The 16,999-nt window shown below is 43.8% G+C and carries 14 protein-coding genes; 6 read left to right on the top strand and 8 right to left on the bottom strand.

All coding sequences use genetic code 11. The features are described 5' to 3' along the window. Nucleotides 1-21: 21 nt before the first annotated feature. On the bottom strand, nucleotides 22-1,197 hold the full coding sequence (locus tag ACKU35_RS03905) for a homocysteine biosynthesis protein (protein ID WP_319763337.1): 1,176 nt from the start codon (nucleotides 1,195-1,197) through the stop codon (nucleotides 22-24). Between the two features lie 448 nt (nucleotides 1,198-1,645). Here ACKU35_RS03905 and ACKU35_RS03900 point away from each other — a divergent pair, with 448 nt between their 5' ends. The 5 genes from ACKU35_RS03900 (at nucleotide 1,646) to ACKU35_RS03880 (ending at nucleotide 9,790) form a co-directional block, all read left to right on the top strand. After that, a complete protein-coding gene (locus ACKU35_RS03900; RefSeq protein WP_319763335.1) occupies nucleotides 1,646-2,845 on the top strand; it encodes a DnaA ATPase domain-containing protein in 1,200 nt (399 codons plus the stop codon). A 134-nt stretch (nucleotides 2,846-2,979) separates the two neighbouring features. Next, nucleotides 2,980-4,143, top strand: a complete 1,164-nt coding sequence (dnaN, locus tag ACKU35_RS03895) for a DNA polymerase III subunit beta (protein WP_319763332.1) — start codon at nucleotides 2,980-2,982, stop codon at nucleotides 4,141-4,143. Next, entirely contained in the window at nucleotides 4,143-6,539 is a 2,397-nt protein-coding gene (gene gyrB / locus ACKU35_RS03890) for a DNA topoisomerase (ATP-hydrolyzing) subunit B (protein WP_319763330.1), read from the top strand. The genes dnaN and gyrB overlap by 1 nt, the downstream gene beginning before the upstream one ends. Before the next feature lie 12 nt (nucleotides 6,540-6,551). Next, complete coding sequence (gene gyrA, locus ACKU35_RS03885) at nucleotides 6,552-9,005, top strand: DNA gyrase subunit A (RefSeq protein ID WP_319763328.1); 2,454 nt, start codon at nucleotides 6,552-6,554, stop codon at nucleotides 9,003-9,005. Further along, complete coding sequence (locus ACKU35_RS03880) at nucleotides 9,005-9,790, top strand: tetratricopeptide repeat protein (RefSeq protein WP_319763326.1); 786 nt, start codon at nucleotides 9,005-9,007, stop codon at nucleotides 9,788-9,790. Before gyrA ends, ACKU35_RS03880 begins: the two co-directional genes overlap by 1 nt. Before the next feature lie 33 nt (nucleotides 9,791-9,823). Here the strand turns inward: ACKU35_RS03880 and ACKU35_RS03875 are convergent, their stop codons facing one another. The 7 genes from ACKU35_RS03875 to ACKU35_RS03845 form a co-directional block, all read right to left on the bottom strand. Then, nucleotides 9,824-10,927, bottom strand: coding sequence for a hypothetical protein (locus ACKU35_RS03875; RefSeq protein ID WP_319763324.1), 1,104 nt, complete (start codon nucleotides 10,925-10,927; stop codon nucleotides 9,824-9,826). Between the two features lie 64 nt (nucleotides 10,928-10,991). Continuing rightward, the gene (locus ACKU35_RS03870; RefSeq protein WP_319763322.1) at nucleotides 10,992-12,335 is read right to left on the bottom strand and encodes a glutamine synthetase family protein; all 1,344 of its coding nucleotides are present in this window, start codon (nucleotides 12,333-12,335) and stop codon (nucleotides 10,992-10,994) included. Nucleotides 12,336-12,556: 221 nt separating this feature from the next. Next, a complete protein-coding gene (locus ACKU35_RS03865) occupies nucleotides 12,557-13,516 on the bottom strand; it encodes a hypothetical protein (protein WP_319763320.1) in 960 nt (319 codons plus the stop codon). Between the two features lie 397 nt (nucleotides 13,517-13,913). Beyond that, complete coding sequence (locus ACKU35_RS03860) at nucleotides 13,914-14,069, bottom strand: hypothetical protein (RefSeq protein WP_319763318.1); 156 nt, start codon at nucleotides 14,067-14,069, stop codon at nucleotides 13,914-13,916. A gap of 274 nt (nucleotides 14,070-14,343) precedes the next feature. Further along, nucleotides 14,344-15,219, bottom strand: a complete 876-nt coding sequence (gene hisG / locus ACKU35_RS03855) for an ATP phosphoribosyltransferase (protein WP_319763316.1) — start codon at nucleotides 15,217-15,219, stop codon at nucleotides 14,344-14,346. Next, nucleotides 15,219-15,593 carry a phosphoribosyl-AMP cyclohydrolase gene (gene hisI, locus ACKU35_RS03850; RefSeq protein WP_319763314.1) on the bottom strand — a complete coding sequence of 125 codons (375 nt, stop codon included), beginning with the start codon at nucleotides 15,591-15,593 and terminating at the stop codon, nucleotides 15,219-15,221. The genes hisG and hisI overlap by 1 nt, the downstream gene beginning before the upstream one ends. 159 nt (nucleotides 15,594-15,752) lie before the next feature. Further along, a complete protein-coding gene (locus ACKU35_RS03845; RefSeq protein WP_319763312.1) occupies nucleotides 15,753-16,193 on the bottom strand; it encodes a Fur family transcriptional regulator in 441 nt (146 codons plus the stop codon). Between the two features lie 225 nt (nucleotides 16,194-16,418). Here ACKU35_RS03845 and ACKU35_RS03840 point away from each other — a divergent pair, with 225 nt between their 5' ends. Then, entirely contained in the window at nucleotides 16,419-16,808 is a 390-nt protein-coding gene (locus ACKU35_RS03840; protein ID WP_319763311.1) for a hypothetical protein, read from the top strand. Nucleotides 16,809-16,999: the final 191 nt, after the last annotated feature.

Genomic DNA, 16,999 nt, shown 5'->3' with positions numbered 1-16,999 from the left:
CCCGGATTCCGGAGATGATCTTTATTCAGACTCGATTTCTTCTACGGGTTCACTCAGCAGGAAATCGCCTTTTTCAATCCAGCTTTTGAGCTTGTCAGCAATCTCGAGTGAAATGGAACGACTGGTCAACGGAACGGTAGGAATATCCTTGCCGTTCAGATTGATCGATCCGGACTTGAGCTCTTCAAAAGTCACATGGGACAATATATTAGCTACGCCGTTGGGATAATCGTATCCATAGTCTTTGACCGGCATCTGGATCTCATCATCGGAAACACCGGTAAACCAGGCTATTTCCTCATTCAGAATAGGAATGGGAATACCGACACCGATAGATGCGGTACAACCGTAACCGGCATAACTGAGTCCCCGGAAATAACGGGAATCCATATCTTCTACATTGCTGCTCTTAAGCATGAGTGTGCCGGAAGGAGTCAACGGAATGCCGCGCTCATTTCTCTGAGGAGCCTTAACATGCTGGGTTCCGGCTCCGATGACGTAACCTTTAGCCCCGGCAAGAAAGATGCGCGTTCCAAGGCCGATAGTCTTAAGATAGGGGTCGTTAAAAAGCGGAGAGAGCTGCCCGGCAGTGGCAAAATTGACATTGCGCTGATTAGGCTTCAGCGGCCCCATGTACGTGTAGACGGTCCGGCTGGTCATATTAACCGCTGCATTGTAATTCTGATAACAATTTCGGGGGTTAAGAATGGTAACATCATTAAGGTCCTTTAAGGACACATCTTTTTCGATTTCACGACGTGGATAACAGTCGGTACCGTAAGCTTTAGCTTTGAGACGGACAGTTTTACCGGCAATGAGATCCTCAATGACATGGCCTCCTCCGTAAGTAAAACGGCCGGGATGAACCTTGTTCAGCGGATCGTCTTCGGAAGGCTCAGTAACACCGATATAAGAGTCTGCAGCAGCCAGACCTGCATAAGCAGGAACATTATTCAGCCAGACCTGCGAAGTCTTCATCATTGGCGGAACCTGTCCGATATTGAAAAACATGCCTGAAGAGCACATCGGGGAAAAAGTCCCGGTGGTTACTACATCTATTTCTTTGGCTGCTTCAACTTTGCCTTTGGAACGGACGATTTCGACCATTTCATCAGCATTGACGACTACAGCCTTACCTTTCTTAATTCGTTCATTAATTTCACTGATTGTCTTGTTGACTTCAAAGGTGGTAGCCATTGTAAAGACTCCGTTTGGAATTTGGTTAGATACCTGACGCAAGTTTTCCACAACACGTTCAAAAGTAATATCAGGGCAGGGAAGCCCTTGTGCATTTGAATAGAAAGTCAGGCGAGCTGAGATTGTGGCTTAAATAGCCTCTGATTGCAATTTTATTTTTTTAGGAGGGTAAAGATTATTTAGCATTATAAAAACGTTTTGAGGGCGAATATGCCTTGGCTTAAGCTATATTATAATGTATAAGAACCCGTGGTCGCGGGTGCTTGGAAAACTTAAAATAAATATGAATTTTTTCATAATTATTTTAACAACTTGAAACACAGATAGAAATTATATTATTCACGTGAAAGAAGCACTTAGAAATCATCTCCTAAATTCATGCTCAGATTCCGAGCTGACACGCTGGTTCGACCCCATAAATATAAACATCTCCGATGAAACAGGAGAGGTGGTTGTTACTTTTCCGCACGCCTTTTTCGGACAATGGTTCAGATCAAGCATTCAGGACCGCTTTGAAGAACAGCTGGGACAGTTTCTGGGCAGCGGTTTCTCCGTATCCTATTCCAGCAACGGTTCAAGCCATACTCAGATTTCAGACCAGCCGGTCAGTGTAAAAAAGATTGATTTTCCTTTCGGTCATAATTTCACCTTTGAAAATTTTCTTATCAGCAAAAAGAACTACTTCCCCTTAGCTTCAGCCAAAGAAGTAACAAGTGTGGAAAACGTTTCTTTCAACCCGTTTGTTATTTGCGGAAAAAGCGGGTCCGGAAAATCACACCTCTTAAAAGCCATTGCCAATGAGATCTCCAAAAAGATTGATCGGGATAAAATATTTCTCGGTAATATTGATGAAGTGCAGAACATATACACGGTTCGCTTCGGCGGAGACGTTATGCGCGCGAGAAATCACTTTTTCGATTTTGAATACTTTTTTCTCGACGATCTCAAACAGATCAAAAAATATGATCACCTGCAGCAGGAACTGATCTCCATTTTCAACAATTTCTATGAACATGGAAAACAGATGGTTTTCAGCTGCACGGACAAACTCGCTTCCTACGATTTTTTGAACAAGAATCTTAAGTCAAGGCTCGAATGGGGACTCATAGTGACCCTGAAAAGACCGGACCTTGAGATCAGGGCCAAATATATCCAGAAGCAGTGCAGGCTTAAAAAACTTCCCCTGAGTAAAGATCAGATCCTTACTCTTTCTCAAAGATTTCAAGATTTTAGATATCTTCAAGGTATCATAATCAAGCTTTCCGCATTCCGTGAACTTGTACGGAAGAATATGGATGACCGTGATTTTGAACACATCCTCAGTAACACGGAGGAAAAGGTAGACGACACACTCACGCCAGAATACGTGATTGAAACTGTGGCTTCCCATTTCAAGCTTAAACCTTCCGACCTGACCGGGAGCAAAAGACACAAAATGACTGCCCATGCACGGCAGGTGGCCATGTATCTTTGCAGGGAACTTTTAGGTATATCCTATCCGGCCCTCGGACGTATTTTTGGTGGCAAAGACCACTCTACTGTTCTTTATTCAGTAAAAAAAATACAAGGATTACAAAAGGATGATAAAGTTTTGAAAAGCCTGTTAATAGACTTGAAGAATAAATGTCTTTTGCGTGTATCAAACTGAACTATTTCAAAATGTGTGTAGGTTTGTCACTCAAATCAAACATAAATTGCACAAAGAAAACTGTTTTATTTTAGCCACTTAAAGCACAAAGAAACATACGAACCGACCTTATTAAATAAACAAGGAGAATATATATGTATTTAAAGGTGAATAGGGATGAAGTGATCGAAGGATTGCAGAAGTCTGCCAGCATCATTCCCGCCAAGACCGGTGCCGCATATCTTCGCACTATCTGGCTGAAAAGTGAGGGTGGCAACCTATGCATCATGTCCACTGATTCCAATTTGGAATTCTGCGGAACATACCCCGCAGAAATTGTGGAGGAAGGACTGGCCGGAGTTCAGGGACGCGCCTTCTATGATCTGGTCCGCAAGCTTCCTTCAGGTGAACTGACAATCAAGAATGATTCTGACGGTTCTTCAATTCTTGTGGAGCAGGGTTCAAGAAAATACAAACTCCCGGTGAATGATCCTACCTGGTTTCAGAAATTCTCCGATTTCCCTGCTGAAGGAGCAGTATTCTGGTCTGGTGACTTCCTGCTGGAGATGATCGAAAGAATCGCTTTCTGCATCAGTGATGAAGACAGCATGGAAGCCATTGCCTGCATGAATATTGTCCCGGCTACTGATGAAAGTGGAAAATTTGTAGAAGTATGCGGCCTGAACGGACATCAGTTCGCACGTTTTAAATTCATCAATGATGACATCCATTCCATTCTTCCTGAAGATGGGATCCTCATTCAGAAAAAATATCTGGCTGAACTTAAAAAGTGGCTCACTGAAGATGAGATTGAACTCAGCCTGAGTGAAAAAAGGCTTTTCTTCAAGACTGCCGATGGAAAAGAAACCTTCAGTCTGCCTCTCAGCTATTACCAGTATCCAAATTACAAGAACTTTCTGTCCAAGCTCAATGACGATGATGTTTCGCGCATGAAGGTGGAAAAATCAGAGCTTTCCATGGCTCTTGACCGTATTTCCATTTTCAATACCGATTCAAACCGTTGCGCATCATTCTTGTTCAACCCCGGCGAACTGGTGCTTTTTTCACAGGGACAGGAAGTGGGTACAGCCACCGAATCAATGGAAATTGAATTTTCCGGTGAAATGGAACGTATAGCTTTCCCCACCAAGAACCTTATCGAGATTCTTGGACATTTCCAGTCCGGTAATATCAATTTTACCCTGACCGGCGCCGAGGCTCCATGCGGTGTTACCGGAGATGATGACAACGAATATCTGGTCATTGTCATGCCTATGAAGGTTCAGGAAGAGACTTACTATAGCGAGGAAGACGTTTAATGGCTCCCAATCAAGATTACAGCGCGGAATCAATTACGGTCCTTGAGGGACTTGCCGCGGTTAGAAAAAGACCTGCCATGTATATCGGCTCCACCGATAGCAGGGGTTTGCATCACCTTGTTTACGAAGTGGTCGACAACTCCATCGATGAAGCCATGGGCGGATACTGCTCTAAATTCAAAGTGACCCTGCACATGGACAACAGTGTAACCGTATCCGATAACGGACGCGGTATTCCTGTTGATATGCATCCCAAGAAGAAAAAACCGGCTCTGGAAATCGTTATGACCGTGCTTCATGCCGGCGGTAAATTTGATAACGATGCTTATAAAGTTTCCGGCGGTCTTCACGGTGTAGGTGTTTCGTGCGTAAATGCCCTCTCTGAGCATCTTGAAGCTACAGTTCGACGCGGGGGTAAGATTTACCGTCAAAGTTACGAGAGAGGGGTTCCTACGGGTCCTCTGGAGTGCATTGGCGATGCCGTGACCACCGGAACAACCGTCCGCTTCCGCCCTGATGAGGAAATTTTTGAAACCAACCAGTTTGATTTCAATACCCTCAAAAAACGTTTTCGCGAACTTGCCTACCTGAATAAAGGTCTTGAAATCGAGTTTGTTGATGAAAGAACCAATGAAAGCGCCAGCTTCAAAGCAGACGGCGGTATTGTCTCTTTTGTCGAAGATTTGAATAAAGGTCAGACTGCTGTAAGTGAGATTATTTATGCCGAGACAGAAACCGACAATGTAATCACCGAGCTGGCAATACAGTACAACACGTCCTTTAAGGAAAATACCCATACTTTCGCCAATAACATCCGTACTGTCGAAGGCGGAACACATCTGGCAGGTTTCAAAGGGGCGCTGACCCGTGCCATCAATACCTACATCCAGAACTCTGATCTGCCCAAAAAGCTGAAAATCAAGCTTTCCGGTGATGATGTTCGTGAAGGACTGGCAGCTGTTATCAGTGTAAAGCTTCCTGATCCTCAGTTTGAAGGGCAGACCAAAACCAAACTCGGTAACTCCGAAATGGTCGGTATTGTCTCCGGTATGGTTTACGACAAGCTTTCTTCCTATTTTCAGGAAAATCCCAAGGACGCCAAATCAATTGTTGAAAAGGTTGTTGACGCTGCCCGCGCAAGGGATGCAGCACGCAAGGCCCGTGATCTTGTACGCAGAAAAGGCGCTCTTTCCGACCATTCACTGCCCGGTAAACTGGCTGACTGCCAGTCCAAAGATCCCAGCGAAAGTGAATTATTCATCGTTGAGGGTGACTCCGCGGGAGGTTCTGCTAAACAGGGCCGTAACCCAAAGCATCAGGCTATTCTGCCTTTGCGCGGTAAGATCCTGAACGTTGAAAAAACACGTTTTGACAAGATGCTCGGTAATAAAGAAATCCGGGCACTTATCACCGCCATGGGTATCGGCATCGGTCAGGAGGAAGGTGAGAAGGATTTTGATAAGCTGCGTTACCACAAGGTCGTTATCATGACTGATGCTGACGTTGACGGTTCGCACATCAGAACACTTCTGCTGACTTTCTTTTTCCGTCAGTATGAAGAACTCATCGAGCGCGGGCACCTTTATATCGCCCAGCCGCCTCTTTATCGCATCGCCAAAGGTAAGTACGAAAAATTCATCAAGGATGATTCCGAACTTTACACCCTGCTTATCTCGCGGGTGGCCAAAGATGTGACTATCAAAACACAATGCGGTCAGGAATATTCTCAGGAATCTTTGATTGAGCTTCTCGATGATATCCGGTTTATCAAGGGTAAAATCGGCGAGGCAGCCAATATGGGTATTGCAGATTCCCTGTTTGCGAATCTGATCAGTCTGGATGAAAAGATGACTCCGGAAATGTTCGCGGATAACGATCCTCAATCTTTCGTCTCCAAGATGGAAGGTTACGGTTACAAGGTCAACATCGAGCGCGAAGTGACTGAAACCGAAGGTGAAGACCGCGTTTTTGTTATTTTTGAAAATGAAAATGGACACCGCACCAGACTGGCTGTTGAATTTTTCAACTCCAAGCTTTTCAGAAATACTTATGACCGCAACCGTAAAATTGTTAACGATTGTGAAGGTACTGATTTCCGCATCGCACGCGGTGAGAATGAAGTCGAAGTCAGCGGTATTTTCAGATTGCTCGATGGAGTCATGGAAGAATCCTACAAAGGTATCAACCTGCAGCGCTACAAAGGTCTGGGTGAAATGAACCCCGAGCAGCTCTGGGAAACCACCATGGACCCGGATAAGCGAACCATGTTGCAGGTAACAATCGAGGACGCTACTGCCGCCAATGAAATCTTTGAAGATCTCATGGGTGATAATGTAGAGCCGCGTAGGGATTTTATTGAGAAGAACGCTCTCGCAGTTCAAGAGCTTGATATTTAATTCGGAGAAACAATGCCTCAAATCACAATTGAAGAAGAGCTTAAGAAATCGTACCTCGAGTACTCCTTGAGCGTTATCATAGGCCGCGCCATCCCTGATGTAAGGGACGGCCTGAAGCCTGTACACAGGCGTATTCTCTACGCCATGCACGAGCTGGGAAACAGCTACAACAGGGCGTATAAAAAATCGGCTCGTGTTGTCGGTGATGTAATCGGTAAATATCACCCGCATGGTGATTCCGCCGTTTACGACGCTTTGGTCCGTATGGCGCAGGAATTTTCCATGCGCGATCCTCTGGTGGATGGTCAGGGTAACTTCGGTTCTATTGACGGCGACGCCGCTGCGGCTATGCGTTACACCGAAGCAAGGATGTCCAAGCTCAGTTCAGAATTTCTGGCTGACCTTGAAAAAAAGACTGTCGATTTCCGCGACAACTACGATAACTCACTGCAGGAACCTTCTGTTCTACCAACCAAGGTACCTAACCTGCTGCTGAACGGAACTTCAGGTATCGCGGTCGGTATGGCTACTAATATTCCGCCTCACAACCTCGGAGAGCTGATCAACGGTACCATGCATCTGCTCGATACCCCCGAGTGTGAAATCGAAGACCTCATGGACCATATCAAGGGTCCTGATTTCCCTACCGGAGCACTTTGTTTCGGCGGCAAGGGACTTCGTGAAGCTTACTTGACCGGACGCGGTTCCATCAAAATTCGCGGTGTCGTGAATGTTGAGGAAAAGAAAAACGGCCGTCAGTCCATCGTCATCACCGAGATTCCTTACGCTTTGAATAAATCCAGTATGGTCGAGAAGATCGCCCAGCTGGTAGGTGAAGGTAAGATTGAAGGTGTATCCGACCTGCGTGATGAATCCGACCGTAAAGGTATCCGCGTTGTAGTCGACCTCAAAAAGGGCGCAATAGCTGATATCATCATCAACTCACTCTATAAATTCACCCAGCTTGAAACAAGTTTCGGCATCAACATGATGGCTGTTTCCGGTAACAGGCCGATGCTTATGAACCTGAAACAGGTTCTGTCCGCATTTCTTGAACATCGCCGTGAAGTCATTATCCGCCGCACCCGTTTCGATCTCGATAAGTGCGAAAAACGCGCCCACATTCTCGAAGGTCTGCGCATCGCCCTTGATAACATTGATGAAGTTGTCAAAATTATCCGCGCTTCCAAAAACGGTGATGATGCACGTATCGGACTTATGGAAAGATTTGAACTTTCCAAGGTTCAGGCTCAGGCCATTCTCGATATGCGATTGCAGAGACTTACCAACCTCGAGCATGAAAAACTGCTTGAAGAATACGCAGAGATTCTCAAGAAGATCGAATACTTCAAGTCCATTCTCGCTAATGAGGAAGTGCTTAAAGGTGTTATCCGCGATGAGCTGGTCGAGATTAAAGAAAACTACGCGACAGAGCGTAAGACCGTGCTCATGGATCACAACCCCGATGATATCGACATCGAAGATCTGATCCCCGATGACGACGCTGTCATTACTCTTTCCAGAAGGGGTTACATCAAGCGTACTCCGCTTTCCAACTACCATAAGCAGAAGCGTGGCGGTAAAGGTATTGCAGGTGTTCAGACCAAGGATGGTGATTTTATCCACACCTTCCTGACCACCTCGAACCATCAATATCTGCTGCTGTTTACTTCCAAGGGTAAGATGTTCAAAATCAAAGTTCATCAGGTACCTGAAGCAAGCCGCATCGCAAGAGGCGCTCATATCGCCAACCTGCTGCCCCTTGAAAAGGATGAAACCATCGCTACTGCTTTGACCATGCGTGAGTTTGAAGAGGAAAGTTTCTTCCTGTTCGTAACCAAGAATGGAATGATCAAGCGTTCTTCCATCGCTCTTTACCGCAACTGCCGCCAGTCCGGTATTCGCGCCGTTGCCCTTAAAGAAGGTGATGAACTGATCACAGTTAAGGAAATCACTGCTGATTCCGAAGCTGTACTGGTTACTAAAAACGGTACCTCCATCCGCTTCAGCTGTCAGGATGCCCGCGCTATGGGCCGGGTGGCCAGCGGTGTTAAAGGCATAGCCCTTCGCCCCGGTGATAAGGTTGTTTCCGGTGTTGTAACCGGCGATGCAGAACGTTGCCAGCTGCTGACTATCTCCGAAGGCGGATATGGTAAGCGCACCGACATCGAGCAGCATCGTTTACAGACCCGTGGCGGTAAAGGCATCATCAGTATGAGGGTGACCACAAAGACCGGTAAGGTTCTCGGTTCCATCATGGTTTCTCCTGAAGATGAAGTTGTGCTGTTGACCTCCGGAAACAAAATCATCCGCATGGGTGTGAAAGATGTTTCCCTTGTTGGTCGCGCTACTCAGGGAGTTCGCCTTGTACGCATGGATGAAAATGACCATGTTGTCGGTTTTGATCTTGTTCAGGATACTAATGATGAATTAATTTCCGAAACTGAAGGCGACGAATCCGAATAATGAAAAGATTCTTTGTTATAATTATCGCATCCCTGCTGCTTATGGCGCAGGGGTGCGATAAACCAGCTGATAAATCTTCGGAAGTGTTAGATAAGGCAAGAGCTGATTTTATAAGCGGTTTTTATGCTGATTCTGAAAAAGGTTTTGAAAGATATTTACAAGATAATCCTCAGGGAAAGGAACGTCTTGAAGCTTGGAATTGCCTTATTAAAATTGCAGCTGAAGTGCGCCATGACAGCGAACAGGGGATCGCAATTCTTGAAGCCATGTATCTTGAATTCGGTCATAACCCCAAGCAGGGAGCTAAGCTGAAGCGTCAGCTTGCTGAAATGTATATCCGTACCGGACAGTATAGAACTGCTGCCGAAGCTCTTGAAAAAAGTCTTGAATTTCCCGACCAGCCTCAAGAACAACTTGATTCCACAAGATCTCTGCTGGCCGATACATTCCGTAATCTTAGAAACTATGACCTCGCTATTTATACGTATAGTGACATAGTGGAAACTACAGATAATCAGAAGACAAAAGCCCGGGCAATGTTTGAAATGGCTACAACCCTGACATTAATTCAGGCTTGGGACAGGGCAGAATCGGAACTGAATGAATTATTGGGAATGGAAAATGTTCCGGAAGAAATACATGCGGAAGCATGCTTTACACTCGCGGATATTTATGAACATCGCCATGAGTACAAGCGTGCTGCGGAGTTGCTGCAAAAGATTGTCGATACCTACCCAAATCCGAACGTCGTAAGATATAAGCTTAATTATTTGCAGCAGAAATAAGGAATTGATGAACTTCTGATAACCTTCCGTTATCTATTCTTCAAAATCATAAACAGTATAGCTGCTCATCAACTCAAGCATAAGATAGATGCTGACATTATCCCGAATGCATGTGGCGGCATCGATGACCATTTTCTGCTTGATAGCGAAATCATGCAGCTCTGCTTTTTTGCGTTCTGCGATGATATGTTCAGCATAATCTTGAGGCATTTTAGATAAGCTTATCGATAACCCCTTTGTGAAATAATTTATATTGGATTTATTTGTAAGCTTTTCGATTCCTGTAACTCCTAAGTCGTCATAGATCAGTTTAAGCTTAAAAAGAGACATGGCGATGTCTTCGGCTGTGAGTTCATCTTTCACAGCCGGAATAAGGAGCAGGGGACCGTCCTGTAGAAGCCTGGAACGCATTGATTCAGGTTCCGGGAAAAGGGCTGCGAGTCTGGATGCAAAAAAGCGGTTGCTCTGTTTATCAATCAGGTCCAGCAGAAAATATTCAATAAGATTTAAGCGCAGTTCATATTCTTTAAAAGCAGCAGCCCTTACTTCCTCAACTTTGTCCCTAAATTCATTTTTTCTAAGTGCATCGATTGAATGAGTGAAAATTTCAACACTGAATTCATCATCCAATCTTTCAAGGATGATGTCTTCAGTCTGTGCCCGCTTACCGAAAAGAGCTTTTATGTTCTTTGCTGCTAAGTTCCACCAGGAGATTAGATCGTGCTGGTCGTTGTGATAAAAATTGAAGCGGGGCAGGTTGTCAGAAAAATCTGACAGTTCATTCGAGCTGTTTAAAATTGATTCATCAAGATTTATCTGCGGTACCTGAATTTTACCGTTTTCTTTTAGTTCCTGAACTCTGTCCATTAAATCTTCACAGATTTTTTCAAATCTTGAGAACGGAATTTGTAACTGGTTGTTCTCAAAGTTATCGATAATCTTTCTGATTTTCAGTTTGCGTACATTATTAAAATTATCTAATAATTTATTGCGATTATCTTCAGATAGAAGAATTGCAATTTTTGCTGTAGCGGCATTGCTTACTTGTCGATTAAATATTTCCTGCAGGCAGAAATCCGGCAGTAACCCGAGTGACTCAAGTTTATATCTTTCTGTCAGAACGGATAATTCAGGCATAGTATTTCGGCTTGTTTTTATAAGTAAGCCCGATTCAGACAAGAACCGGGCTTACATATTTTAATTAAAGTACGGGGAGATAGGTTGATATTTCATACTCAGTTACCTGAGTGCGGTATTTATCCCATTCTTTGATCTTATTGCGGTAAAGATTGCTATGAATGTGTTCCCCGAGGCATTCCTTTATTACTTCGCTGTTCTTCATGGCCACAGCAGCTTCGTAAAGGTTGCCGGGCAAGGCGGTTATGCCGTGCTCGGATAATGTGGGAGCGTCCATGGCGAAGATGTTTTCTTCAATGGGATCCGGGAGTTTGTAACCCTCGTCAATTCCTTTGAGTCCTGCCTGCAGCATCACCGCAAAGCAGAGATAAGGGTTAGCGGCCGGATCAGGACAACGCAGTTCCATTCTGGTGGCGTTTTCCTTGCCGGGTTTATACATCGGTACCCTGACCAGAGTGGAGCGGTTTTTGCGAGCCCATGATACATACACCGGTGCCTCGTATCCGGGAACCAGACGTTTGTATGAATTGACCCACTGGTTGGTTACACAGGTCATTTCCGGTGAATGTTTGAGAATACCTGCTATGTAGCTTTTGCCCTCCGCGCTGAGATGATATTCATCGTTAGCATCGAAGAAAACGTTGCGTCCATTTTTAAACAGGGACTGATGCACGTGCATGCCGGACCCATTTTCACCAAAAATAGGTTTAGGCATAAAGGTCGCGTAAATACCGTGTTTGCGGGCAACTTCCTTAACTATAACCCGATAAGTCATGGCAGTATCCGCCATGCGCATTCCTTCAGCATAGCGCAGATCAATTTCGTGCTGGCTGGGAGCTACTTCATGGTGGCTGTATTCCACATCGTAACCCATCTGTTCCAGTGAAAAAATGATGTCACGACGAACATCGTTACCGAGATCCAGCGGAGGTGCGTCAAAATAACCGCCGCGGTCGATGATCTTGGTGCCTTTTTCGTCTTGAAATAGAAAGAATTCAAGCTCTGGACCTACATAATAAGTGTAGCCACGCTCGGCTGCTTTATCGAGAGTTTTTTTGAGCACCCAGCGGCTGTCGCCTTCATACGGTGTTCCGTCGGGGTTCTGGATATCGCAGAACATACGGGCTACCGGCCGTTCAGTGGGACGCCATGAGCAGAGTTGAAATGTTGTGGGGTCGGGAATAGCAATCATGTCTGATTCTTCAATGCGCGTGAAACCGAGAATTGAAGAGCCATCAAACCCCATGCCTTCTTCAAAGGAAGTCTCAAGTTCTTTTGGGGTAATCTGGAAGCTTTTAAGGGTTCCCAGAATATCAACAAACCAGAATTGTACGAAGCTGATGTTGTAATCCCGAACAGCTTTCAGAACATCATCAGCATTTTTGCAGTTAAAAATTGGCGCAGACACAGTTGTTTCCTCCTTGTAATAAGAAGTTATAACCGCCTTTCAGGAAGGAACCTCCTGTTGCAGGACAGTTAAGTTTTATTTTATAATTTTAATAGTCATTATCCATAGTCAAAAAGAAAAGTAATTTGCTATAGTTAGTTTACAAATTGGTGAATGATTGAATATCAAAAAGATAATACCTGAATAAGCATTATTTATGCAAACTGAATCCGTATAATTTTTTACGTTGTCTCAATGGTATCGATCAAATCTCGCATTTCCCTGAAAAAGGATAGGATTTCAGCAGGGCTTTGTGATTCGGAGTTAATATCAAGGCGCTTGAAAAAAGAAACAATATTTCCTTTAGGTGTATGGGTCCGGCTGAAATGCAATTCATAAAGCGGTCCCTCAGGAGCTTTCACAGCCAACACCCAGTCCCGGCCCTGCCTGTGCCATACTTTAGCGGAGTTATCTTCCTTGCGAATGCTTACCAGATTGACCAGCTCCTCCAGAGTGAATGGATGGCCTGGTTTACCGGGCATACCAAGAAAATCTCCGGTATCCGAATGGATAACTACCGGCAGTTCAAGGAAATCAGATTCCGGTTCAATGGCAGAACTATCAGCATCAAGTGAGTATGATTCAGAATCTCCATCATATTTTTTGATTGTGACAACTTTTTTAGCTGTGATTCTTTCCGGTTGCTGCAGGCCTCCTGAAGCAGATATGATCTCCTTAATTTCCTTCAAAATCTCAGCTGTTTCTGAAGTTTTTTCAGATTGTGCAGCAATGAATTCTTTCAGAGATTTTTCCATCCGCACCAGCCGTTGTTCCGATTTGGCCTGCGCAGTTACAAGTGCTGCCATTCCATTCATCATCTGGGCTGTAGTCTTAGCCAGTTTTTCAAAATCTTCATTATTTACTTGGGATATATCTTTCTTTACCGATAACTGACTATTTTCTTTAACTGATTCAAATTCTGTTAAAAGTTTATCTCTAATCTGCCTTACCGATAGATTTTTATTAAAAAGATCCCTTATGCGCAGGCAGAGCTTGTCAGCACCTTTTCTAAAGCGCAGCGGCTTGCCGTGGCCTACTATAAAAAAGAATTCGGGAAATTTTTTGCGGTAGCTTTTAATAGTCGTGACCGATACTCCGGTAATATTGGAAAGCTCTCTATGGGTGAATGTTTCGGTAGTCATTATTTGAATCCTGTATGTATTTCATATTCCGGCAGTAAAGCTGGGAATGGTTTATTTTTCTCTAATCGTCTAAAAAATAATTCAATATAATTCGTATTTAGCAAATAATTTAGTTATCGATAACCTTAATCGTCTACTAGGTCAATAGGCTTAAAAAAAGAACGGCTGCCATTTTCATACGGCAACCGTTCTCAACAACAGAGGTCATTTAATAACCTGATTCGGCAATCGTTGAGTGGAGTAACAATTGCCGAAGGCTGCTAGAATACTATCAGTACGGATTGAATTTCAATGTAAATATAAAATTAATCATCACGTAAATAAGCAACCATTAACTCTTTGTAATACAATTATATCATAAATAGTTAGTGATCGATAAACGTGATTTACAGGTAGATTAATTTTGAAATCTTGTAAGTAGGGAAATAATAAAAAGGACCACAAGGGCGGCCATGAGAATGGTATTGATATTAATACCGCCTTTGGCTTTTTGTTTTTTACGGTACCCGAATATCAGTATTAAAATTGCTATGAAGATAAGAAGTTTAAACATGTTTTCTCCGGCGGCTTAAACCCTTTTGATTAACCTTAATTCTGCTGTGTATTTCCTCTGAAAGGGGTTAAGTCACCCCGAACCTTTAAATTATGTCGGCTGGGTAAGGCTTATTAAATCTTCTTATGTAAAAATGCAAAGAAATGACAGGCGGTCAAGAAATCTGATGAGGCGTATTAATTTTTTCGAATAAATACGGGTAGAAAAGATAATTTTAAAAAACCGGCAGGAAACATATATAGAACTGTTTCCTGCCGGGGTATGATGCGGGGACTTAAATAACTTTATTAAGCGGGTATTCGATAATACCTTCCGCGCCCATATCGATGAGTTCGGGAATGAGTTCGCGTACGATCACTTCTTCAACCATGATTTCAACAGATACCCATTCGGGATCTGAAAGGGCTGATACGGTGGGGGAGTTCAGGCTGGGCATCACGTCCATGGCTTTTTCAAGTGATGCTTTGGGCATGTTCATTTTCAGGCCGACCATTTTTTCAGCCCGCAGCGCACCCTGAAGCAGGAGATTGATGTTTTCTATTTTTTTGCGTTTCCACGGATCGTTCCATGCCTCTTTGTTGACGATGAAAACGGTATTAGTGGACATAACCTCGTCGATTACGCGAAGGCCGTGTGCTTTGATTGTAGTTCCGGTTTCGGTAACTTCAACTATGGCATCGCAAAGTCCTTCAACAACCTTTGCTTCGGTGGCACCCCATGAATAAAAAACATCAACAGGGATGTTTTTTGATTCAAAATATTCTTTGGTAGCGCCCAGCAGTTCTGTGGCGATTTTTTTACCGGCTAGATCTTCCGGTTTGTGGAATTTAGAATCTCCGGCAACTGCAAGAATCCAGCGTGCGGGACGGTTACTTACCTTAGAATATACAAGGCTGGAAATTTCGATAACATCGGATTTATTTTCAAGAACCCAGTCCCTTCCGGCCAGACCGCAGTCGAGAATTCCATCCTCGATGTAACGGGAAATTTCCTGAACCCGGCACATGGAAATGTTCAGCTCGTCATCATTTACATCAGGAAAATAGTTTCTGTGGTGCAGATTTATTTTCCATCCGGACTTGGCGAAGAGTTTGATTGTAGCATCCTGCAGGGAACCTTTGGGCAAACCGATTTTCAGTTGCTTGGACATTATTTGTATACCTCCTTGGGGTCAAAAACCATGGGCGAGCATTCAATTACTTCGCCGTCCTTGAGTTCACGGTAGAAACAGCTTCTGTAGCCTTTGTGGCAGGCCGCTCCGCCTATCTGATCGATGAGCAGTACAAGAGTATCATCGTCACAATCTATTTTTATGGATTTAATTTTCTGCACATGGCCTGAAGTTCCGCCTTTATGCCACAGGGTGTTGCGGCTTCTGCTCCAATAATGGGCGTCGCCTGTTTCAAGCGTTTTATTCCATGCTTCTTCATTCATGTAGGCCATCATCAGGATTTCACCTGTTTCGGCATCCTGAGCGATGGCTGGTATCATTCCACCCATCTTGTTAAAGTCTGGCTTGATCATACAATCCTCTGTTTAGCGGGGCCTGGCAGCCTTGTTCGGTTTTATGGATAAGGGGATAAAGATATCCCGCCAATTACAATGATTTAAATTACCTGTGCCACAAAAAAACGCCGTCTGATTTCAGGCGGCGTTTCTAAGTTTGTGTGAGGAAATTTTGCGTTATTTATCGCCTTTTTCCTGGCACTCCTTGCAGACGCCGAAAAGATACATTTCATGATGGGTAAGTTTGAAACCGTATTTTCCCGCAAGTTCTTCCTGTAGATGTTCGATTTTATTATCTACGGCTTCGATTGTTTTTCCGCAATGCTCGCATACAAGATGGTCATGATGTTCATGTCCATATTTATGCTCATAGCGGATTACGCCGTCATTAAAATCTACTGATTTGGCAATACCGGAATCAGCGAGGAGCTTAAGGGTGCGGTAAACAGTAGCTTGTCCGATGGAAGAGTCTTCGTCACGGACAAGATTATACAGTTCTTCTGATGAAATATGGCCTTCCTCAGCAAGGAATACATCAAGGATAGTTCTGCGCTGGGGAGTCATTTTAAGTCTTTGTCTGGTCAGATATTCAGTAAATATATCTTGTGCTGATTTCATTAAACTGTATCCAAAATTTTATGATTACCTTGAGGAATACAGTTCACTTACATTGATTTGAAGAGCTATGTCAATTGATCATTGCCCATATTTATGCATGGGAGTATGAATATCGCAAAAAAGTTACAGAAATATGTCCTGATAATAAATTTGTTATGTCTTTCAGGGCTGATCTGTATGTCTGTACAGGAAATTGGTAAAATTCAACCAAGGAGTTTATTCAAGATGGAACTGGAAAAATTTATTTCCGATTGGACTGTGGACCCTGCCGGCGTGAAAGATGTTTTTGTTGAATTCAAGCAGATTCTGGAATCCCTTGATAATACTGAGATTGAATTCCATGCCCGCCCCGGTGTTACCTACTCTATGCGCGGTGTTAAGAAAGGTCAGGATAAATGGCCTCTTTTTGTTATGGTGGACGTAATTGATGATGATCCGGAAAACCGCTGGCTCTCGGTATGTTTCTACGGTGACTGCATCACCGACCCCGATGAACTGGCTGACTTCGTTCCTGAGGGGCTTCTCGGTCAGGATGCAAATTGCTTTGATGCTGATGATGCCGGCCCTAAAGATTATATTGCCACTAGAATCAAAGAGGCGCATTCAAACCAGTAGTTGTGTATTTATATTTCGGAACCGGGTTTCGAAAATGCTGCAGCCCGGTTCCGAAGAAAATAATATCCTTGATTAATAACGTTTTTTATTGCTTTTCCATAGCTATATAATCCTGTTATGCTTTACCTGTGGAAAAAAGGTATAAGTGTAGTGTTTCTTTTACATTTAACTAAATAATTATCAGTTACAAA

It is taken from the genome of Maridesulfovibrio sp. (genome assembly GCF_963676065.1).
GTDB lineage: Bacteria > Desulfobacterota > Desulfovibrionia > Desulfovibrionales > Desulfovibrionaceae > Maridesulfovibrio.
Note: the sequence above shows the minus strand (reverse complement) of the source record. Positions and strands in the feature narration are given on the sequence as shown.